Source organism: Paenibacillus terrae, assembly GCF_000943545.1.
Lineage (GTDB): Bacteria > Bacillota > Bacilli > Paenibacillales > Paenibacillaceae > Paenibacillus > Paenibacillus terrae_A.
The window spans coordinates 1-21,276 of record NZ_JTHP01000019.1 but is presented as its reverse complement, the minus strand read 5'-3'; the positions used below and the strand labels follow the sequence as shown (position 1 = coordinate 21,276).

Annotated in this window: 20 protein-coding genes and 1 riboswitch; of the genes, 11 read left to right on the top strand and 9 right to left on the bottom strand. The window is 49.2% G+C overall.

Translation table 11 applies throughout. From position 1 onward, the window contains the following. Positions 1 to 140 precede the first annotated feature (140 nt). A complete protein-coding gene (locus QD47_RS11485; RefSeq protein WP_044646254.1) occupies positions 141 to 575 on the bottom strand; it encodes a pyridoxamine 5'-phosphate oxidase family protein in 435 nt (144 codons plus the stop codon). A gap of 267 nt (positions 576 to 842) precedes the next feature. After that, a riboswitch (TPP riboswitch) is annotated at positions 843 to 952 on the top strand. A gap of 200 nt (positions 953 to 1,152) precedes the next feature. Here QD47_RS11485 and QD47_RS11480 point away from each other — a divergent pair. The 5 genes from QD47_RS11480 to QD47_RS11460 all read left to right on the top strand — a co-directional run bounded on the left by QD47_RS11480 (position 1,153) and on the right by QD47_RS11460 (position 5,399). Then, positions 1,153 to 2,199: an ABC transporter substrate-binding protein gene (locus QD47_RS11480; RefSeq protein WP_044646253.1), complete on the top strand. Its 1,047-nt coding sequence runs from the start codon at positions 1,153 to 1,155 to the stop codon at positions 2,197 to 2,199. Between the two features lie 289 nt (positions 2,200 to 2,488). Further along, positions 2,489 to 2,782 carry an MTH1187 family thiamine-binding protein gene (locus tag QD47_RS11475; RefSeq protein ID WP_014279449.1) on the top strand — a complete coding sequence of 98 codons (294 nt, stop codon included), beginning with the start codon at positions 2,489 to 2,491 and terminating at the stop codon, positions 2,780 to 2,782. After that, entirely contained in the window at positions 2,779 to 3,555 is a 777-nt protein-coding gene (locus tag QD47_RS11470) for an ABC transporter permease (RefSeq protein WP_044646252.1), read from the top strand. The genes QD47_RS11475 and QD47_RS11470 overlap by 4 nt, the downstream gene beginning before the upstream one ends. A gap of 45 nt (positions 3,556 to 3,600) precedes the next feature. Further along, on the top strand, positions 3,601 to 4,548 hold the full coding sequence (locus QD47_RS11465; protein ID WP_052646763.1) for an ABC transporter ATP-binding protein: 948 nt from the start codon (positions 3,601 to 3,603) through the stop codon (positions 4,546 to 4,548). Then, the gene (locus QD47_RS11460) at positions 4,545 to 5,399 is read left to right on the top strand and encodes a TatD family hydrolase (protein WP_044646251.1); all 855 of its coding nucleotides are present in this window, start codon (positions 4,545 to 4,547) and stop codon (positions 5,397 to 5,399) included. Before QD47_RS11465 ends, QD47_RS11460 begins: the two co-directional genes overlap by 4 nt. A gap of 177 nt (positions 5,400 to 5,576) precedes the next feature. On the opposite strand, the gene nfsA is transcribed toward QD47_RS11460, so the two are convergent. From nfsA to QD47_RS11440, 4 genes are all read right to left on the bottom strand, one after another. Next, positions 5,577 to 6,320 (bottom strand): oxygen-insensitive NADPH nitroreductase, encoded by a 744-nt coding sequence (nfsA, locus tag QD47_RS11455; protein ID WP_044646250.1) that lies wholly within the window; start codon positions 6,318 to 6,320, stop codon positions 5,577 to 5,579. A 197-nt stretch (positions 6,321 to 6,517) separates the two neighbouring features. Next, positions 6,518 to 7,345 carry an RnfABCDGE type electron transport complex subunit D gene (locus tag QD47_RS11450; RefSeq protein ID WP_044646249.1) on the bottom strand — a complete coding sequence of 276 codons (828 nt, stop codon included), beginning with the start codon at positions 7,343 to 7,345 and terminating at the stop codon, positions 6,518 to 6,520. After that, entirely contained in the window at positions 7,346 to 8,233 is an 888-nt protein-coding gene (locus QD47_RS11445; RefSeq protein ID WP_044646248.1) for an FAD:protein FMN transferase, read from the bottom strand. A gap of 2 nt (positions 8,234 to 8,235) precedes the next feature. Next, positions 8,236 to 8,718: an FMN-binding protein gene (locus QD47_RS11440; RefSeq protein WP_044646247.1), complete on the bottom strand. Its 483-nt coding sequence runs from the start codon at positions 8,716 to 8,718 to the stop codon at positions 8,236 to 8,238. A gap of 126 nt (positions 8,719 to 8,844) precedes the next feature. On the opposite strand from QD47_RS11440, the gene QD47_RS11435 reads away from it, so the two are divergent. After that, a complete protein-coding gene (locus tag QD47_RS11435) occupies positions 8,845 to 9,531 on the top strand; it encodes a response regulator transcription factor (protein ID WP_044646246.1) in 687 nt (228 codons plus the stop codon). Beyond that, the gene (locus tag QD47_RS11430; RefSeq protein WP_044646245.1) at positions 9,521 to 10,780 is read left to right on the top strand and encodes a sensor histidine kinase; all 1,260 of its coding nucleotides are present in this window, start codon (positions 9,521 to 9,523) and stop codon (positions 10,778 to 10,780) included. Before QD47_RS11435 ends, QD47_RS11430 begins: the two co-directional genes overlap by 11 nt. An 86-nt stretch (positions 10,781 to 10,866) precedes the next feature. On the opposite strand, the gene QD47_RS11425 is transcribed toward QD47_RS11430, so the two are convergent. The 4 genes from QD47_RS11425 to QD47_RS11410 form a co-directional block, all read right to left on the bottom strand. After that, a complete protein-coding gene (locus tag QD47_RS11425) occupies positions 10,867 to 13,323 on the bottom strand; it encodes a heavy metal translocating P-type ATPase (RefSeq protein WP_044646244.1) in 2,457 nt (818 codons plus the stop codon). A gap of 114 nt (positions 13,324 to 13,437) precedes the next feature. Further along, complete coding sequence (locus tag QD47_RS11420; protein ID WP_044646243.1) at positions 13,438 to 13,638, bottom strand: copper ion binding protein; 201 nt, start codon at positions 13,636 to 13,638, stop codon at positions 13,438 to 13,440. A 58-nt stretch (positions 13,639 to 13,696) separates the two neighbouring features. After that, positions 13,697 to 14,047 carry a metal-sensitive transcriptional regulator gene (locus QD47_RS11415; protein ID WP_044646242.1) on the bottom strand — a complete coding sequence of 117 codons (351 nt, stop codon included), beginning with the start codon at positions 14,045 to 14,047 and terminating at the stop codon, positions 13,697 to 13,699. A gap of 115 nt (positions 14,048 to 14,162) precedes the next feature. Further along, entirely contained in the window at positions 14,163 to 15,392 is a 1,230-nt protein-coding gene (locus QD47_RS11410) for a multidrug effflux MFS transporter (RefSeq protein ID WP_044646241.1), read from the bottom strand. Between the two features lie 201 nt (positions 15,393 to 15,593). Between QD47_RS11410 and QD47_RS11405 the strand changes: the two genes are divergently transcribed. From QD47_RS11405 to QD47_RS11390, 4 genes are all read left to right on the top strand, one after another. Beyond that, on the top strand, positions 15,594 to 16,187 hold the full coding sequence (locus QD47_RS11405; RefSeq protein ID WP_044646240.1) for a DUF5317 domain-containing protein: 594 nt from the start codon (positions 15,594 to 15,596) through the stop codon (positions 16,185 to 16,187). Positions 16,188 to 16,470: 283 nt separating this feature from the next. Next, positions 16,471 to 18,321, top strand: a complete 1,851-nt coding sequence (locus QD47_RS11400) for a bifunctional diguanylate cyclase/phosphohydrolase (RefSeq protein WP_082067165.1) — start codon at positions 16,471 to 16,473, stop codon at positions 18,319 to 18,321. A 228-nt stretch (positions 18,322 to 18,549) separates the two neighbouring features. After that, a complete protein-coding gene (locus tag QD47_RS11395) occupies positions 18,550 to 20,271 on the top strand; it encodes a copper resistance CopC/CopD family protein (RefSeq protein WP_044646238.1) in 1,722 nt (573 codons plus the stop codon). 48 nt (positions 20,272 to 20,319) lie between these two features. Continuing rightward, positions 20,320 to 21,069, top strand: a complete 750-nt coding sequence (locus tag QD47_RS11390) for a YcnI family copper-binding membrane protein (RefSeq protein WP_044646237.1) — start codon at positions 20,320 to 20,322, stop codon at positions 21,067 to 21,069. The last annotated feature ends 207 nt before the right edge of the window (positions 21,070 to 21,276 follow it).

Here is a 21,276-nt window from a genome sequence, read left to right as displayed (position 1 = left end):
TTTAATCCAACGCCGGACAAAAGAGTAGTCATTTACTCCATTTATTTATGAAAAAATAATTAATTTTTCGTAAACATAAAAACCAGCAAACCTCCCAAAAAACTCGGAGAATTGCTGGTTTTCTCATACTCTATCCGTTTCTATTTTCCCCACACCTGACGTCCGGTTTGCTTGCCCACATACTCAATTCGAGTCGGATTCACATCCAGAATGACATAATCGGGGTCATCCGGGCCGGAAAACCATTCCTTCAACGAATCATTCCACACTTGTTTTCGGAGTCCCTCGTCAGCTGTTACCCGGACAGTCGCCTCAACCTCCACGACTTCCTTCGTACCGCCAACCTCATAACCCAGCAGCAGATAAGCGTTTGGATTATCCTTCAGCTCTTCCACCTTATGCGTTTTGCGATCTGTCGCGAGATGAATGTTCAACCCTTCGTTAAAAAGAGCCATATAGCGCACCTTCGGCTTGCCGCCTTCTACTGTACCCAACGAGCAAAATTTGTTGTTATCCAAAGCCTTTACAATGGCTTGTTCCAGTTGGCTGCGATCCAATGTTTCCGTTTTACCCACGGTACAACAACTCCTTTTCGCAAATTAGAATTCCTTTGAAGGCCCATGCCATGCTCCAACACCAGCTCATCAAACCATACCTGCGTAGCTATTCTGAAAAACAACTTTAAGCGATTAAATCATGGTCATTTTCAGAACAAAGCTCACAGTAAAAGTGTACCCTAGCGTACGGCAAATGAACCGTCACTTCTTCCCCAATGCTGGACAGACCCGCCTTCTAGGCATATAATCGTCGTAGTAAACCCGAATTGAATAACCCATTCGACTATACAATGCCAGGGGTGCTGGAATCGGCCGGCTGAGAGTGTGTCCCAAGACACTGACCCTTACAACCTGATCTGGGTAATGCCAGCGTAGGAATGCTTAAGCAAGATGCGCCCCTTTTTTCTTATTACGGCGGGCCATCCCTTACTTTGGTATATACATGCGCAAGCGTCCCGGAACATCGGGGCGCTTTTTTTGTTGAAGATGATGTTGTTGGAACAGATAGCGTCCGGCAGAAGTTATTTTTGTAAAATGGGAAACATAAGCTGTCTGATCCGACGGATTACGGGTAATAAAAGGAGAGAACACAACGATGAAGCGCATGAAAATGTTAAGCCTTGGGCTGATCAGCCTGTGGCTAATGGCCCTGACCCTGACCGCCTGCGGCGGAAGCTCCCCCTCTGCACCACAAGGCGAGACTCCTGCCGCCAACACCCAAACATCCTCCCCGACAAAGGGACTCAAGGACGTTAAAGTCGTGCTCGACTGGACGCCAAATACGAATCATACGGGCCTCTATGTCGCCAAGGACAAAGGATTTTACGAAAAAGCAGGCTTGAATGTCCAGATCGTTCAACCCGGCTCAGGCGGAGCCGATCAAATGGTTGCTTCCAATGCTGTACCTTTTGGTATCAGCTATCAGGAGGGCGTCACACAAGCTCGTACGCAAGGGGTACCGCTCGTATCCATCGCTGCGGTCATCCAGCATAATACATCAGGCTTCGCAGCCCCGGTTGACCGCGGCATTAAGAGTCCTAAGGATTTTGAAGGTAAAAAATACGGCGGCTGGGGTTCGCCCGTAGAAGAAGCGGTCATGAAATCCATCATGGACGCAGACAAGGGCGATGTAAGCAAGGTGAAAATAATCAACATGGGTAATGCCGATTATTTTACAGCCGTGAAGCGTGATATCGACTTTGCCTGGATCTTCTACGCTTGGACCGGGATTGAAGCCCAACTACGCGGTGAACCACTGGATATGCTGTATGTAAAAGATTATTCCAAAAGTCTGGATTACTATACACCTGTCATCGTGAGCAACGAACAGACGATTAAAAATGATCCCGAACTGGTCAAGGCCTTCATGGACGCGACCGCCCAAGGCTATGAATATACCATCGCTCACCCGGAAGAAGCCGCAGATATCTTGACCAAAGCGGTTCCGGAACTGGATAAAAAACTGGTACTCGCCAGCCAAAAATGGCTAAGCCCGCGTTATCAGGACGATGCCGCCCAATGGGGCGTACAAAAAGCGGAGGTATGGAAAAACTACTCCGACTGGATGTACGAGCGCAAGCTGCTCAGCAAACCCTTGGAAGTCGATAAAGCCTTCACCAATGATTTCCTGCCCAAGCGTTGATCTTGTAAAAATGCCACACAAACCACTTTAAAAATAAGGTGCTTTTAAGGCGGTTGGCAGCGTAGCGTTTCATTTGAATCTGGAGAAGCGTAGCGTTCGCCTGAAAGCTTTCCATAGGAAAGCTAGCTTCAAAAGCATACACTCAGGGGGAATGTTACCTTTTAAATTTATTCAAAGAATCCCACGGCAACAGCGATCGTAAGATCAAATGAAACGCGGAGCGGTCTCACCCGCCTTAAACCACCATATTTCCCTAAAAACACTCCAAATAAAGGACAGGTGAATTCACATGGCTAACACACTGCTCAGTATTCAAGTGATTCCTAAAACCCCCAATAACGAGGACTCTTATGCATATGTAGATAAAGCGATTGAAGTTATTCAGCGCTCCGGTGTCAAACATCAGGTGAACCCATTGGATACGACCATGGAAGGCGAGCTGGACGAGCTGCTGAAGGTGGTTAAAGAAATGCACGAGGCACTGACGGAAGCAGGCAGTCCAAGCATCATTTCACAAATCAAAATCGCACATAACCCGCAGGGCATCAGCATGGATAAGCTGACCGAGAAATATCGCCCATGAATCCGAAAGGCAAAAGCGCATCCTGGTGGAAAAGCGTATGGCCGCCCCTTGTGGCGGTCCTCTTCTTTTTAGCCGCCTGGCAGGGGGCGGTTTCCTATTTACATGTTGAATCCTGGCTACTGCCAGCTCCGTCCCTGATCGTGCAGGAAGGAATGGCCCAGTCGGCGCTGCTTGGTGCCCATACTTGGGCTACCGTTCGCTTAACGCTGGCGGGATTTGCTATCGGCACAGCAACTGGACTATGGATCGCCATTGTTCTTCATACCATCCCTTTTCTCAAATCGGCTCTGTACCCGCTGCTCATTCTTAGTCAAAACATTCCGACTATCGCTCTCGGCCCGTTGCTGATGGTGTGGTTTGGTTTTGGCGTGTTGCCCAAGCTGATGGTTATTACACTGGTCTGCTTTTTTCCTGTGGCTGTAGCGGCCATGGACGGGCTGACACGGACGGACCGCACAATGATGAGCTATATGCGCATGTCGGGCGCAGGCCGCATGGCTATTTTCATGAAGCTGGAGCTGCCTCATTCCCTGCCACAAGTATTTTCGGGCATCAAGATTGCCGCCACCTACAGCGTGATGGGCGCAATCATTGCGGAATGGATCGGAGCCAGTGAAGGAATTGGATATTATATGAATTTGCAAAAATCAGCCTACCGCACGGATCTGATTTTTGCCGCCATTGGCATTATTGTTACACTTAGTTTGCTAATGTTCATAGCTATTCTACTGCTGGAAAAATGGCTGGTACGTTGGAAACCCGACCAGGAATAGCTTCCAAATGGAACCGAAGGATACCAAAGAAAGGACGTGGCGCGTATGAGTCTGCATCCTACTGACTTATCACCGCAAAATATGGCTGATGGACAACGAGCCGTGGAACCGCTGGAGCATTCTTCCACTCCTCCAGCCTTGGAACTGGACGGCATTAGCCTGGCCTTCCGGGAAAAGCGAAGCTCGCTGCCTGTATTGCAGGATGTATCCTTGAGCGTCCGACCTGGGGAATTCGTCTCCTTGATCGGTCCGTCCGGCAGCGGCAAAAGCACGCTGTTTCACATCATCGGTGGGCTGCTCAAGCCGCAGCTGGGGCACATCCGTATGAACGGACAGGACGTGACTGGGGAACGCGGGCATATCAGCTATATGCCTCAACAGCCCGCGCTTTTCCCGTGGCGTACCACGCTGGACAACGTGCTGCTCGGGCAGGAAAATGCGCCGCGGAAAGATACAGCAGCGCAGCCCCGGCACACCAGCGAACGCGAACGCCGTGAGGAAGCCCTGCAATGGCTGGAGCAGGTCGGGCTTGGCCCATTCGCTAAGGCGTATCCGCATACACTCTCTGGCGGCATGCAGCAGCGGGCGGCTTTCCTGCGCGCGCTACTCAGTCCGCAAGAGCTGATGCTGCTGGATGAGCCGTTCAGCGCACTGGATGCGCTGACGCGCGGAGACATGCAACAATGGCTCCTGCGGATGTGGGAGAAGAACCGCCGCTCCGTGCTGTTCATTACCCACAGCATTGAGGAAGCGTTGCTGCTCTCCGACCGTATCTATGTACTGTCGGCACGACCTGCTTCAGTAATACACGTCGTAGACGTTCCTTTCCCTCGCCCTCGCAGGGAAGAAATCACCCTCGACCCGCGCTTTATCGAATGGAAGCGAAAAATGACAGGCTGGATGCGCGAGGAAAAGCACAGACTGGATGGCGACACGGACATCACTGGAAGCGTCCGTGAGGATACCTCAGGTATTGGGGCGAAGCCGTTATGAATGACTCGAAGAATAAGAAACTGAACACGACAGCACCAACGACAACGACAGCACCCGCGCCTCTAATCGACGCGCACATTCATGTGGATAGCTATCCGTCTGAGCAGCAAGAGCTATTGCTCGCTTCGCTTGCAGATAGCAGCGTCGAAGCCGTCATAGCCGTGTCCATGCATCTCGCCTCCAGCCGGGCCAATTTGTGCTTGTCTGAGCGTTTTCCCGGGCTGGTACGACCCGCCTTTGGCTTTCATCCCGAACAGCCTCTTCCACCGCAAGCTGAGCTTGATCTGTTGTTCGACTGGATGGACAAGCATGCAGAGCATATGGTCGCCGTAGGTGAGGTTGGCTTGCCCTATTATAATCGGCTGGAAGCCTTGGAGAGAGGCGTTTCCTTTGACCTTGCTCCTTACATAGAACTGCTGGAGCGTTTTGTCCGGTTTGCGGGAAAACATAACAAACCGATTGTGCTGCATGCCGTCTATGAGGACGCGGATATTGCCTGCGATTTACTGGAACGCCACGGCGTCACGCAGGCGCATTTCCATTGGTTTAAAGGCTCTGCCGCCACGACCGAACGCATGGCCCGTAACGGCTATTATGTCTCCTTCACACCGGATCTCTTGTATGAGGATGAAATCCGAAGTTTGGCAACACAGTATCCTCTCGGTCAGGTGATGGCGGAAACGGACGGCCCTTGGCCCTTTGAAGGGCCTTTTTCCGAACAACAGACCCATCCATGCATGACCGCCGAAGTCATTCGGGCATATAGCAAGCTGACAGGTCAAAATGAAACTGTCGTTCGGCAATTATTTTATGACAATACGAGACGCTTTTACGCACTGTCTAATTTATAAAGTCATATCAGTTATTCCCTGAAAAGATATACAAGCCAGCTTACAACAAAAGCAAAGAACCTCCTATTACGCGGACTTCATCATGCGCAAAAAGGAGGTTCTTTGTATTTTTCAAACATACCTATGGCTTCATGCCATTTATATGTTGCTGCGTTATTTTTATCGCCTGTCCGACCTTTATTGCTTCAAAAATCCCTTTTGCTCCAAAAAAGACTTCATCTGCAAACGTGCAGGCTCGGTCAGTCTCGCTGCCATTTGCTCTGACCATGGGGTAGACCGCTGGCCACCTGTGCGTTCCTTCAAATATTCAGCCGATGTGTGATCATACAGATCCACAGCTTTCATCGTCTGATTTTTGTCGTAGCCGTTCATGTGCAAAACACCGGACAGCGGAAGACGTGGACGTAAGCTCCCTTCCTGATCCGGTACACCAATACACATGCCGAACACCGGATATACCAATTCAGGCAACCTCAACAGCTCGGATACCTCGGCTATTTTCGTACGGATGCCTCCGATGTAGACAATGCCCAAACCGAGTGATTCGGCGGCTACCGCTGCATTCTGTGCGGCTAACGCGGCATCAATGGTCGCAACCGTATAATTTTCGACGGAACCTTCATAGGAGGGCTGGCCCGGCTGATGGTGAACTGTGACCTGCTTCAAGCGGTACAAATCTGCACACCACACGAGGAACGCCGGGCATTGCTCAACGTAAGCCTGACCACCAGCCAACCCAGCCAGCTTTGTTTTCAAAGAAGGCTCTGTAACGGCAATGACGGTATAAGCCTGTACATTGCTGGACGAGGAAGCCATCTGGCCTGCTGCCACAATAGCTGCGAGTTGCTCGTCGGTAACGGCGTCTGACTTGAATCTTCGTACAGACCGATGATTCATCAACAAGGAAATCGTATCATTCATGACTGCTTCACTCCTAATCCATAATATAAGCTTTTTATCTGTGTCAAACTGTGCGTATACGAAGAGGTTTCTGCATGTTTGCATGGCACTACTACAAGTATTATGAAACTTTCGGGAATGATAAGCAACCTCACTCCACGGCAAAAAGCAAGCACGCTGGAAGTCAATCCCGTACGTACTTGCTTATTTTAAACCGTTTAACCTCGCTTGGAGACTGGTTGCATATTCGAAACAGGCCTGTTGGTCACTCTTGCACTCAAACGTGATTTGAGTACATGATACAGGTTTGCCAATAGCAGCCCTATAAACAAGTACATTAATCCTCCAAAAAGGTCATACACAGCCGCTCCTACAAACGCCACAAGAATTCCAAAAACGATTTGATCCTTCACCTTGGCAGGAGTCGTGGGCAAATCAGTGAGCATAAAAAAGCCAAAGAAAAGAGCAGCATTGATGAATGGAGGACGAAGTGCATCCGAAGCATCTCCCAGATGAAAGCGACCTATAAGGAACAATAATACAAAAAATGTCCCGAAAAATGAAAACACCTGCGGATATTTATTGACCCGATCCGTTATTACATATCCACCAATGAGCAGGAAGGCAATCATCCATGTGGGTAAATCCCCGAATGCCCCCCACCAGCTCTGCCCTGATCCAAATATGAGAATAGATAGCAGCAGTCCAAAAGCCGCCGGATTAAAAATCGGCTTCTTCCTATAGACCAACAGGTGCTTGGATACTATGGCAATCGCTGAAGTAGCCGCAACAACAGGCCAAGAGGTCATAGTGCTTAACACCAGGGCGATAAGTAGCCCGGTGATCAATGCACCATCCGGCAGCATTCGCTTCCTTTGTCTCATCAAGCCACAAATAATGTCAACAGCTACAGCAGCACCGACGGCCACGATTCCATTGATAATGCCTGCCATGTCATGCTCTGCGATAGAGGCTATAAGAAGATAAGCCGTGATAACCATTGCAACATAGCCTTTTGGTGATTTACTCCATTGTTTTATCGTCATTTATATCCCTCCTACTCGAACCAATTGTAAATCAGATGTAATGAGGATGCCTTGTAAACCCGCTTGTTCCATGAGCCGTTGCCCCTCTGCTGCACCCAACAGAAATGATGCCGTAGAAAAAGCATCCGCCATCATAGCGAAGGGGGCAATCACGCTGGAACTAACCCATTCCTTGGGCGAGCGCTTGGTTTTAGGATCAATCAAATGATGTACATCAGCCGATGCCACACTCTTGCGCTCGTAACCTCCCGAAGTACAGATAGCCTCATTGGAAAGCAGAACCGTCGATACCATTTCCTCTTTGCGTTCAGGATGCTGAATACCTATTTCCCATGCCTCTCCACCATCGTTCACCCCTCCTGCAAACAGATCGCCGCCCGCATTCACGACAAATCCTTCAAATTCTTTTAACTCATGAGCTGCCAAGTCAATGGCAAATCCTTTGGCTACAGCTCCTAAATCAATCACCAATGGCTTCCGCAAACACAATGTACGATCTTGTTCATTTAAAACGATATCCCGATAAGTTACCGTAGCGGCAGAAGGACTTTCAATGGATTGCCCGGTTAAATAATGTCGATTAAATCCATGATATTCCATTATTTTTCCTACCGTAGGATCAAATACCCCATCCGTCCATTTGGCTATTTCCAAAGCAAATTTGAGGGGTTCAAACAAAAACGGGCTCACGGTTACAGGTACTCCTACCTGTTGGCAGGCGCTCATCAATTCACTGTCAGGGCTAAAACGACTGCAAGCTTGCTCTACTTTTTGAAAAGCCTCAAATGCCTGATTCATTTTCTGTGTTACCGCTTCTTCGGATGTGGATTTTCCTGTAACAATCTGTATGCTTACGGCAGTATCCATATATAATTTAGTTCTTTTCATAGCTACACGTTTTGTGCGCTGGAGAGCGCATTTTGTACAGCGTCCTGAAATGCCCGGGTGCTATACGTTGCACCGGATACATTCATCACTTGTGCACTCTGGTTTTGCACAACCTCCGAAGGGAGCCCTGCTATATCACTTTCCGAATAATGCATGGCAAAATGGCTAACTTCAACGTCCGTTATTTTATCATTCTTGATCGTTACCCTGACTTCAATGGAACCACGCCGATTATTGCCCATCCCCGTATAGGTACCATCTTTATATAAACTTTTGGGTGGAATATTATGTTTATTCGTATAGGTTGACTTTACATTTGAAGGATTATTGTTTTTTGATATATCATTTGTTTGAATACTGGCTTGCGTGTGATGCGGCAATGACGGCATGGCTGCCTCGGTTTCCGTCGTAAAACATCCGGCTGCGTACACTGCTGTAATCGCTGTTGAGCATAAAACGACCCATTTTTTATTCATCTGTGCCATGAAAATCCCTCCATATATGATTATCCTTATACGCCTCTGCTGATAATGCTAGTATAGTAGTGGAATATTTAAATTTTCTTAAAAAACAAACAAAATGAGTTCGATCGCTGAAAGGTGGAACAGCGTGTGCGAGTGCTTGTCGTAGAAGATGATCCTTCTCTTCTCAAGATTGTCCGTGACCTCTTTGAAAGTGAATCTTTCCTGACAGATGGCGCAGAAACTGGCGACGAAGGGTATTATTTGGCCCAACAGAATATTTATGATTTGATTATTCTCGATATCATGTTGCCTGGAATGAGCGGTGTTGAAATCGTCAAAAAGCTAAGGGCACACGCTATGCTCGTCCCAATCATTCTTTTGACAGCTAAAGATGCAGTAGAGGATCGTGTCGCTGGACTGGATATCGGAGCAGATGACTACATCACGAAACCGTTCGCCGTATCGGAATTATTGGCACGAACAAGAGCTGTTTTGAGGAGAAAGGGCACCATAGGACAGGAAGGCGAATTGATCTATGGACCTATCCGATTAGTCCCTGCAGCGAGAGACGCATTTAGCGGAGAACAGGGCTTGAACTTAACGGCGACAGAATATAAATTACTGGAGTATTTTCTATGTAATAAAGAGCAAATATTAACCCGTGAGCAGATATTCGACCGGGTTTGGGGGTTTGATTCGGGGGCGGCCACGACCGCAGTCGACGTATATATGCACCTTTTGCGTAAAAAGCTCGCAGCCCGTAACGCAGACAATCTTCTCCGAACCGTACGTGGAATCGGTTATATGTTAACGGGTGACCCTCATGTTCACTAACATTCGCAGACGGCTGGTCATCCTGAATACTATTGTTTTTCTTCTCGTTTTTTCCATATTGGGCATCTGGCTGTACGTTCATATGCAATACCAGCTATATCACGATACGGATGAAATCATGGTACAGGCCCAAAAGCGTGCTCAAGCCTCTCGCATTCCATCGGAACTACTCCAATCCAATGATTTGGACCCCGAACATGATGAGAAGATAACATACCTGTTCTGGTCTGATCAAAACGAGTTCCTTGGGCAAACGCCCCAGCAGTCATTTCCCCTGGAGATGGCTAGTCTGTTCAAAGATCAATCAAACACACAGACCATTCGGACGGTGAGCATCGGTGATCGCAGTTATCGGGCCCTTCAATTTGTGTATATGCCCAAGCATTCCAACACGCAGATCATAGTTTGCCTCGTCAAGAGCTTGCAGGATGTGCAGCGGACGCTCCATTCCTTGATGTGGGATATTACTGCGGGAATTGTCATCGGAGGGATTATTTTTGTTTTTGCGGGTATATTTCTGGCGGGACATGCGCTTGTGCCTATACGAAACTCCTGGGAAAAGCAGCAACGCTTTGTTGCAGATGCCTCACATGAGATGCGAACACCGACGGCAATCATCCATGCCCAAACAGAGATGCTCCTGAGGCATCCCACACACTCTATAGAACAGGAAAGCCCTCATATCGCTGTAATTTTAAAAGAAAGCAAGTGGATGGGCAGGCTGCTGGAGGATCTGCTGACACTGGCCCGATCCGATTCCAATCAGCTACAGATTGAACCCTCGTTCATCACACTGGATTCATTATTACGGGAGTTAGCAGAGCAATTCAAACTATTGGCAGATACCAAAGGGGTCAATATCCTTACGGAATTACAGGAGCCTCTGCTCCTATGGGGAGATGACGGGAGAATACACCAGCTTTTCACCATCCTGCTGGATAATGCTTTGAAATATACCCCATCCACCGGGCAGATAAAAGTAATTGGACGTTATCAAGGAAATTCTGTGTATATCAGCGTATCAGATAACGGCTCCGGAATCGCAGAAGATGAATTGCCTTATGTCTTTGACCGATTTTATCGCGGTGACAAGGTCAGATCCCGTACTGAGGGGGGAACAGGACTTGGACTATCCATCGCTCAGTGGATTGTAGAGGTACATGGCGGAAGCATCCGAATCCATTCAGAAACAAATAAAGGAACTCAGGTGGAGTTATTTTTTCCCCGAAAAAAACAGCAAGCAGACTAAAAAGAGACAGGACGGAAGATTAAAAAACGGCAATGGCACAAACGTCCAGGACGTAAATGTCATTGCCGTTGCTATTTTTGCACAGATTATAGCTTCACCCGTTGGAGACGCAGCGCATTCAGCACAACCGAGACGGAGCTAAATGCCATGGCCGCTCCCGCCAGCCACGGGGCCAGAAAACCCAAAGCTGCAATCGGGATGCCAATCACGTTATAACCTAACGCCCAAAACAGATTTTGCCGTATATTCGTCATCGTACGGCGGCTCATTTCGATCGCATCGGGAATGCTGTTCAGGTTGCCGCGCATAAGCGTGATATCCGCAGCTTCCATCGCCACATCCGTACCCGTGCCCATGGCCATCCCGATATCAGCGGTAGCCAGCGCGGGCGCGTCATTAATGCCATCTCCGACCATAGCTACGATCAGGCCCTGCTCCTGAAGCCGTTTCACTTCTTCCGCCTTGCCCTCTGGCAGCACCTCAGCCAGCACCCGATCAATTCCAGCCTCGGCAGCAACAGCCCGCGCGGTCCGTTCATTGTCACCCGTAATCATGATAACCTCAATGTTCATCGCCCGCAGACGGGCAACCGCCTCCCGTGACGTTTCCTTGATCGTATCCGCCACGGCTACCAGTCCAGCATAGGAACCGTCCACCGCAATCAGCATTGCTGTTTTGCCCGCATTCTCCAGCTCATGCATATGCTGCTCGGCAGAGTCAGCTATCGCGATGCCTTCCCTGCTCATCAATCGACGTGTACCTGCAAGTACCTGCTTTCCTTCCACATGAGCCTTCACGCCATAGCCCGGAATATTTTCAAAATCCGTTGGCTCTACTAGCTCAATGCCGCGATCCGCAATCCCCCTTACAATGGCTTCCGCCAGCGGATGCTCCGAGCTTTTTTCCGCCGCAGCCAACAACCGCAGCAAATCCGTTTCACTCAAGCTTCCTTCTCCGACCATAACATCCGTCAGCACCGGCTTGCCGTTCGTAACCGTACCCGTCTTATCCAGTACCACCGCGTTGATGGAGCGGGTCATTTCCAGATGCTCGCCGCCCTTGAACAGAATGCCATACTCTGCGGCACGTCCCGAACCCGCCATAATAGACGTTGGCGTAGCCAATCCGAGCGCACAAGGACAAGCAATGACGAGAACTGCAATCATCTTCTCCAGTGAACCTGCAAAATCAGCCGGTGTCACAAGGAAAAACCAGACGAAAAAGGTCACCACGGCAACAGCAACAACAATGGGTACAAAAATACCCGAGATTTGATCCGCGATCCGCTGAATAGGAGCCTTGGAGTTCTGCGCATCCTCCACGACCTTAATAATACGGGCCAATGCCGTATCGCCACCGACACGCTCGGCCTGGATACGAAGTACACCGTTTTTATTGAGCGTAGCTCCTGTGACCACAGAACCCGCTTCTTTTTCCAGCGGAAGACTTTCGCCACTCAGCATGGATTCATCCACCGCCGAGCGTCCGTCCACGACCACACCATCGACAGGAATTTTCTCGCCGGGACGTACAATAAAGATATCTTTCACACGAACCTGCTCAATCGGTATATCATGCTCTTGCCCATCACGTACCACACGCGCTGTTGTCGCCTGAAGACTCATGAGACTCTTGATCGCCTCGGACGAACGGCCCTTGGCTACTGCCTCGAACCATTTGCCGACGAGAATGAGCGTAATCAGCACCGCGCTTGTCTCATAGTACAGTTCAGGCATTTTTATAACAGCCATACCGCCCATGCCATCCATCACGGTCGACGGACGCAAGGTGAGATACAAGCTGTAAAAATAAGCCGAAGACGTGCCCAGAGCAACCAGTACATCCATATTGGAGCCGCCGTTGCGCAACGCCTTGTATGCTCCTACGTAGAACTGCCAACCGATCACAAACTGTATTGGCGTAGCGAGTGCGAACTGGAACCAAGGGTTTAAAAACAAGCTCGGTACATACATCCATGAGGTAAATGAAAAATGAGTGACCATCGCCCATAACAGCGGAAGTGACAGTACAGCAGATACGATCCACTTCCATTTTTTACGATTCAAATCCTTGCTGCGCACGTCTGCGATGTTATCCTCGGCACTCTGCGGGATGGCTCCATAGCCAAGCTGCTCAATCTTGCTCACCAGATCACTGACCGCAATACTTCCCGCCGCATATTCCACATGCGCTGTTTCCATCGCCAAATTCACCGTAGCGCCCGTCACACCCGGCATCCGGTTCAGACCCTTTTCAATCCGGGTCGCGCAGGCTGCGCATGTCATGCCCGTCACATTCAGATTGGCTTCCTCACTCACGGTTCCAAAGCCAAGCGAAGCAATTTTATCACGAAAATCCGGAATATCGGCCTGCTTCGGATCATACGAAATCGACGCCTGTTCCAAAGCCAGATTCACATTAGCCTGCGCCACGCCGTCTATTCGATTTAAACCTTTTTCAATACGGCTGGCGCAGGCAGCACAGGACATCCCCGTAATATGAAGCGTTGTCTGCTTGTCACCGTCGGTCACACGGTTTTCCATGGTTACTCTCCTCCTACATACCCCCACGGGGTATATTCATGTTCAAAAGAAAAAGCCTCTTCATGGAAGCTTTTCCTTTAAAACAAATTTTTTTACGCGTTACATATCCTTAACTTAAACGACGTCGTAGCCTTGGTCCTCGATTGCGGTTTTCAGAGCTTCAACGTTCAGATTGGACTCATCGTATTCTACAGCCACTTGTTTCGCTTCAAGACTGACCTTGCCGGAAGCGCCGACTTTCTCCAAAGCTCCTTCTACTGCTTTCACGCAATGATTGCAGCTCATGCCCTCTACGTTCAACGTTACTTGTGCCATTTCTGTTTCCTCCTCCGAGGTACTTTATGTACCTGATTTATGTGTATGGGTATTGTTCTTAACGGATCAGCTTCTTGACCGTAACCAGCAGCTCGTCGATCACTTCCGGCTCTCCGGCCTGCATGCGCTCAATGACACAGCTTTTCATATGCCCTTCCAGCAGCAGCTTGCCGACACCATTCAGGGCGGACTGGACAGCCGCAATCTGGTTCAGCACATCGTCACAATAGGTATCCTTCTCGATCAAGCCCTTGATTCCCCGAACCTGACCTTCAATACGGTTCAATCGGGATGTAAGACTGTTCTTGAATTCTGCCGAGTGATGGCTTTTTCTGATGGTCTTTTCCCCTTCTGCTCCGCAATGAGCCTCATGGACTTCAGCGTTGGAAACAGGTTGCTCTTCAGCCATACATCAGCCTCCTGTGTTGTGTTATGCATTCATGCATTGTTAATATACTCCTAGCATAATATACCCCCGTGGGGTATGTCAACCTTCCGGAAAAATGTCACCTGTTCGCCTTATTTCAAGCTTTCGTGCGCGCTTCCTTGGCAAGTACCATAAAGCTTAACAGCGCACCAACTTCCGCTATAGCGATGACGATAGCCATTGGTATAGGCGTTGTTCCACTGCCCAGACCCACCAGCGGCGAAGCGATAGAGCCAAGCAACAGAGGCAGCAAGCCGAGCATGGCGGACGCACTGCCTGCGGAGCGCTGCTGGCTTTGCATCGCGAGTGAGGTGGTGGTTGTACTCACGATCCCGACACAGGATACAACAAAGAACAGCGGAACTAGAACAGCAAATAGTTGACCACCGGTAAAGGCCACCGTAAGCAGGCTAATTCCCGCTACAGCCGCAATCAACAACCCCGATAAGAGCAACTGCCGTTCGCTGAAACGGCCGACAAGCCTCCCGGTCAATTGGGAAAACAGTACAATCCCCAAACCATTCACCGCGAAAATAATACTGTATGTCTGAGGTGAAACCCCGAAAATATCCTGAAGCACGAACGGCGAGCCAGCGATGTACGCAAACATGGCTCCTGTAATGAGCGCCTGCGAGAAGGCGTATCCCATAAAGCGCCGATCCGTAAAAAGATGACCGAGTGTACGAAGCGTCTGCTTCAAACCACCCGATGAACGGCGGCTGACAGGCAGTGTTTCCGGTAGCCCCAACACGACGGCAATTAACATAGCCACCCCGACTACGCAAAGCACCATGAACACACCACGCCAGGATACAAAATTCAACAGAACACCGCCCAGCACAGGAGCAGCAATCGGAGCCACACCGTTCACCAGCATGAGCAGTGAAAAGAAGCGCGTCAGCTCTCTGCCCGAATATAGATCACGCGCAACGGCTCTGGAGATAACGATCCCCGCAGACCCAGTAAGACCCTGAATAAAGCGTAGCCCGATAAGCACGCCGATATTCGGCGCAAACACGCATAACAGCGAAGCAGCGGCGTACAGGACAAGCGATACGACCAGCGGCCCTCTACGTCCTCTTACATCACTCAGCGGCCCCGCAACGATCTGCCCGACTGCCAGACCCAACAGACAGGCGGTCAGACTGAGTTGCGCCAGCGAAGTCGTCGTATGCAAATTGTCGGCTAATGTAGGCAATGACGGCAAATACATATCTATGGACAAGGGTCCGAAAGCGCTCAATGCTCCCAGAACAAAGGCAATCCATAAAATCCGGGATTTGGTCATATCTGCGGCAACCATTACCGTGTTGGAAAACCGATTCATAATAACAATCATCCTTTTCTGAAAATATGAAATATCACTTCAATATATTATGATAACATTCATTTTACGCTGCTTCGATCATTTACACGCTAATCCGCAATTTTTTTTCGAAACTGCTACATATCAGGCAGGAATTTACCAATTTAAGGTCGAATTATACCTTAACCAAAACAAAAAATTTGCGAAAGCTGGAGAATAACTATGGTCTATGATGGAGTGCTGCTTGGTCTCATTGTAGGTCTGTTCAGAGGGGGCTGGCGGCAGGGGTTAATCCGCTTTAGCCAAATTCGCCTCATAGCTGGCTGGATGTTCCCTGTGCTGCTGCTGGTGCAGTTCATTATTTTTTATGCTCAGGAAAAATGGGCCTGGCTTGCGTCCATCAACGGGTATCTGTTTATGGGCATCTATGCGGTTGGATTGATTTTTCTCTGGCTGAACAGGCACCACAAGGGATTCAAGCTTATTTTAATCGGAGTCCTATTGAATTTTGTCGTCATGGCGGTAAATGGCGGCAGGATGCCTGTCTCGTTGAGCGCTTCTGAGGTGCTAGGCCCTTATTATACAGAAATGCTTAAATCTGGAAGCGTTATCTCGAAGCATTACATGATGGATGTGGGTACGCGTTTATCTTTTTTGGGTGATATTATTCCACTCTCCAAGCCCTATCCCCGTACGCAGGTGATCAGTATTGGAGACGTCATCATGAACTTTGGGATGTTCCTGTTTATTCAAAGCGTCATGGTCGTGAACAAAAAGAAGACCACTCAGCAAGAAACCCATCCCCGCCACGCCTAGTGTGCGCCTTATTCCAAGGAAGGGAGTGAACCCTATGAAAAATTTGAAATATTCCCGTGTGATTATCAACGCTATTATCGTCGCTTCTGTCGTAATCGCTTTGACTTCCGGTTACAAAATCGGAGGCTAATTACCGATAAGGAAAAGGGAAGCACAGGCTCAACAAAACAGGCTGGATTCCGGCCTGTTTTTTCATGTGAAATTTTCGATTACAAAATTGTAAATTATCCCATTTACCCCCTGGTAGCTTTGACATCAAGATAAGACAAGGCAGGAGAATGAAATGATGAGTATAATAAAAAAGCTGCAAGAACGGGTTAGCGCGACGGGATTATACGTTTTTCTCATATGTATGGCAGGCTTAGGCATCCTCTTGTATACGAATCATTGGTCCTTTATGCACTATTCGCCTACAGAGTGGGTCACGATTTACTCCCTGCTGGGAGCAGTTCTGATTTTGGAGCATTTTACCTTCCAGCTGCCACCAGCCAGTAACAAGCAGTCGATGGATTCCTCCGTGTATCTCGCTTGTATTTTTGTACATGGCACTGAAATCGCTATTCTCATTTTATTGTTCAATGTACTCATTGCCGCAATCCGGTATAGAGAACTGTCCTGGTGGAAGCATGCCGCCAATTTTTCCATCTATGCGCTCTCCATTTTCCTGTCGTCTGCCGTCTTTGAGCTTAGCGGCGGAACACAGGGAGGCTTGAACGATGAGCATTTTACTGCCTACCTGCTGGCACTGTTCTGCTACTTTGCGGTGAATACCGTTACACTGGGTCTCTACTTTTATATTGCTTACAAAGGCTCTCTCAATGAGCTAAAAAAGGCTTTTCTCGCTGAATCCCTGCTTGTTTACTTATGCACACTCATCCTGTCTCTCGTACTGACCACACTGATTTATCATAACGGTATTTTGGGGCTTCTGTTGTTCCTTGCGCTAAGTATGCTTCTATCCCACGCGTTCAAGCAGTTGTTTACGATGTATCGGGAAATTGAAGAAAAAGCCAACATGGACCGCAGAACAGGGCTGTACAATCACAGTTATTTTGAAAATGCACTCGAAACCGAGCTGAATATAGCCAAAACCCAGAATACCCCCCTCAGCCTTGCCCTGATTGATATTGATGATTTCAAAAAATACAACGATCACTTCGGCCACCTGAAAGGCGATCAACTGTTGGGATTTCTCGGAGAGATTCTCAAAAAGGAAACTTCCGGCACCAATATTATCGTCTCCCGCTATGGTGGAGAAGAATTTACGCTGCTTATGCCTGACCATACCGCCGAGCAAGCCTACGAAACGGTCAATGCCATCCGAAAAAGGCTGAATGATTCCCGCTACGAGGGCGTGGAAATTTTCCCACACGGCTGCTTGTCCTTCTCCGCAGGCATTGCACAAAGCCGCATCGACATCTACGACAAATCACAGCTGGTCGATCTGGCAGATAAAGCACTGTACTACGCCAAGAAGCAGGGAAAAAATATCGTTCACACACATGGCAGTTTAAATGAATTGGAACGTGAAGTCGATCTGGGACAGGATATTCGTGATATTGAGCAGCAGCTTAATCTGTTTTTGTACAAGGATATTAATACCTTCAAGCATTCCAAACGGGTATTCAGATATGCAGCAGATATGAGTGAGGTGCTTCAGCTCGGCCCGGAGGATAAACGGCGGTTTATATTGGGTGCTCTCATTCATGACATTGGCAAGCTGGAAATTCCGTGGAATATTCTCAATAAAAAAGAAAAGCTGTCCTGTGAGGAATGGACGATGGTGCAAGCACATGTCATGTGGGGCAAACGAATTATCGAGGCCAACGAACGATTCGTAGATCTGGTTCCTTTTGTGGAGCTACATCATGAACGCTATGACGGGGGAGGCTATCCATTCGGCTTCAAGGGCGAGCAAATTCCACGGCTGTGCCGGATGCTGACGATTATTGACTCCTTCGATGCCATGACCACTGAGCGTCCCTACCAACCCACCAAAACGTTTGATGAAGCGATTGAGGAACTGCGTGCCTGCTCTGGCAGCCAATTCGATCCGGAGCTAACGGCTATTTTTATCCACCATGTCCAGCATAAGCAGCCTGCTTTCATGGATTCTATAGAAGCAGACCACTAATTCCACATAAGGTTGCCCATCACCCCTACCGTTGTTAAAATCGTCCAGATTTCAACAACGGTAGGGGTGTTCATATTATTTCAAATTTCATATAAATGTCATAATTCGCTCCATCTATTTCCGCCACATGCACTATGATTAAGATATGAATTTAGGCTTGACCGAATGAGATGTCGTACTTTAGGACATCCTCGCTTCAAGTAATCGAGAGAAGGTGAATCCACGGGCATGTTGCACCTGTCCAGACCAGCCCGCGCGGCTTGTCTTCTGCTGCTGTGTCTACCGTTACTTTTATTGTTTCCTCACTTATCATGGGCCCATGCATTTATCGTTGAATCCAGTCCGACTGAAAATCAGGTTTTGGACAAGCCGCCTTCACAGGTAAAAATCACCTTCAATGAGAATTTGCAATCTGCTTTTATGTCGATGAAAGTGACCGATGAAACAGGAAAACGGGTCGATACAGGAAAAGCGCAGCTCAATCCGGAACATGAAAACACGATGGAAATCAAGCTGACTCCGGGGATGAAAAATGGAATTTATACCGTCAATTGGAGAGCCTTATCGGCGGACGGACATCCGGTCAACGGAGTGATTCCATTCCAAGTCGGCAACGGTTCCAATGCGTATACGGACCCCGCTGCCGCCACATCCGAAGGCTCGGGAGCATCACGGCTTGACCTAATTGCTACCCGCTGGTTGCTGTATATAGGACTGTCGTTGCTTTTGGGAGCGCTCTGTTTTCGGCTGCTCATCCTGCCAGGAATGGATCAAAGCAAGGACACAAGTGAGCGGCAGAAACATGATCAACAGACCGGCATCACGTTACCACGCTGGTCCGCACTGCTATGGAGCGGCTACGGCATCACGTCTGTCGCCATCCTGATTAGTCTGCCGCTTCAGGCATCCTGGGATGCTGGGGTTTCTATCGGACAGGGCTTTTCGTTCCCGATTCTTGGAGAAGCCCTCCAGTTCACGGGGGCGGGACAAATCTGGTTTATCCAGATGATTCTCGTGCTGGTACTGAGCGTAGCGCTGATTTACACGCTGGATCACAGCATTTCCAACCGCCAGCGCCGTCTCTGGGGCTACGGCTCCGTCGTCCTGATACTAGGCCTCATGCTGTCCAAGGCCTTTATAGGCCATCCGGCGGCGGCTACCCATCCGGCTCCAGCCATCGCAGCGGACTTCGTCCATCTGGCCGCGGCAGCCTTCTGGATCGGCTCACTTGCCGTCATGGCGTTGTGCCTGCCTGCTGCCGTTCCAGAACTGCCCGTGTCCGAGCGGGCAGCTTTGCGGCAAGCGGCCTTGCGCCGCTTTGCCGGCTGGGGCATTGCCACGGTGGCGGCGCTGCTCGCCACCGGCATTTATGGAGCCGTGCTGTACGTCCCGGCTCCATCCCTGCTGCTGAACACGTCCTACGGACTCGTTCTGCTTGGAAAAACAGCGCTGCTGCTGGTCATGCTGGCCTTCGCGGCCAGCCAATTTCGCAGCGCACGGCAAGCGGCGGCAGCCAAGCGTGCCGCCGGGGGCTTGCGCATCGAGCTGTCCATCGGCCTGCTCGTGCTACTGTTGGCGGCGGTGCTCACCCACCTTTCGCCTGGTCAGGCACCTGCGGTACCGTTTGAGGAAACTCGCACCGCTGGCAAATATAACGTCACGCTGGCGGTTAGCCCGAATATCGTGGGCAGCAATGAATTTAAGGTAACCGTGCGGGATGCCAAAGGAGCCACCGTACAGGGAATCCAGCAGGTCACACTGACACTCGTTCCGGACGCCCCTGACAAATCCCGACAGGAATTTGTTCTCCCTGCGCGGCAGCAGCAGCCATTCCTTACTCAAGAGCTGCTGACCGCTGAAGGAACATGGGCTGTACAGGTACATGCTCTGACCGCATCATTGGATGCAGTTGACGCCGAATTTACTCTGCATGTCAGCCCAGTAAAATAACCTAGGACACGTAATTACAAATCTTTCAAACTAAAGGAGCTTTTTTATATGAATACAAGGATTCAAATGGTAAAATCCAGATTTTCCAGGCTTGCGACCTCCATGGGTCTGATTGCAGCAGGTGCTTTACTTTTTGCGGGTATGGCCAGTGCCCACGTGACGGTCAAGCCTTCCGTTTCACAGCCTAACGCTTGGGAGACGTACACGTTGAAAGTGCCTGTAGAGAAAAACATTCCAACAACCAAAGTGGCTTTAAAAATCCCGAAAGAGGTCGTTTTCAAACAGTACGAGCCTGTACCAGATTGGAAGGTAGTAACCGAGAAAGACAGCTCCGGCAAAGTAACCACCGTTACCTGGACGACCGACGAAGATGGCATTCAAGCGGGTCAATACATGCGTTTCAGCTTCGTAGCACAAAATGCAGACCGGAATACTGAAGCCGCATGGAACGCTTTCCAATATTACAGTGACGGAAGTATCGTGGAATGGACAGGCGATGAAGGAAGCAACAATCCGCATTCCATTACAAAAATCACGGCAGATGCCACCTCCGAAGCTTCGGCACCTTCCGCAGATCATGGGCATGATTCGGCTGGTGCAGCCGCAGGCCATGCAAGCACAGACACGGCTAAGGATAGCAGCAGCCCGGCACCCGCTTCGAACAATGCTACCGAAGCCGCACCTGCCGCTGCTGCCCCTGCCAGCTCTGCCTTACAAACGACAGCACTCGTTCTGTCGATCATTGCAGTCGTACTTGGTGCAGCAGCCGTCGGTATTGCGCTCAAACGTCGTAAATAATCTTTAATTACGAATATATATAGAAGTTAGTTATATGAATGTATGAATTATATGAGTGGTAAAAAATAAAAAGCAGGCACCTGTATTAAGGGTACCTGCTTTTGTTCTATTCCTTATTAAGCTTGCAATATTTATGCAGCAATTAACCATCGTCCCTAGAATCTTTTTTTATTACTCATCTTCCTCATCAAAGAATTTTAATTCAAA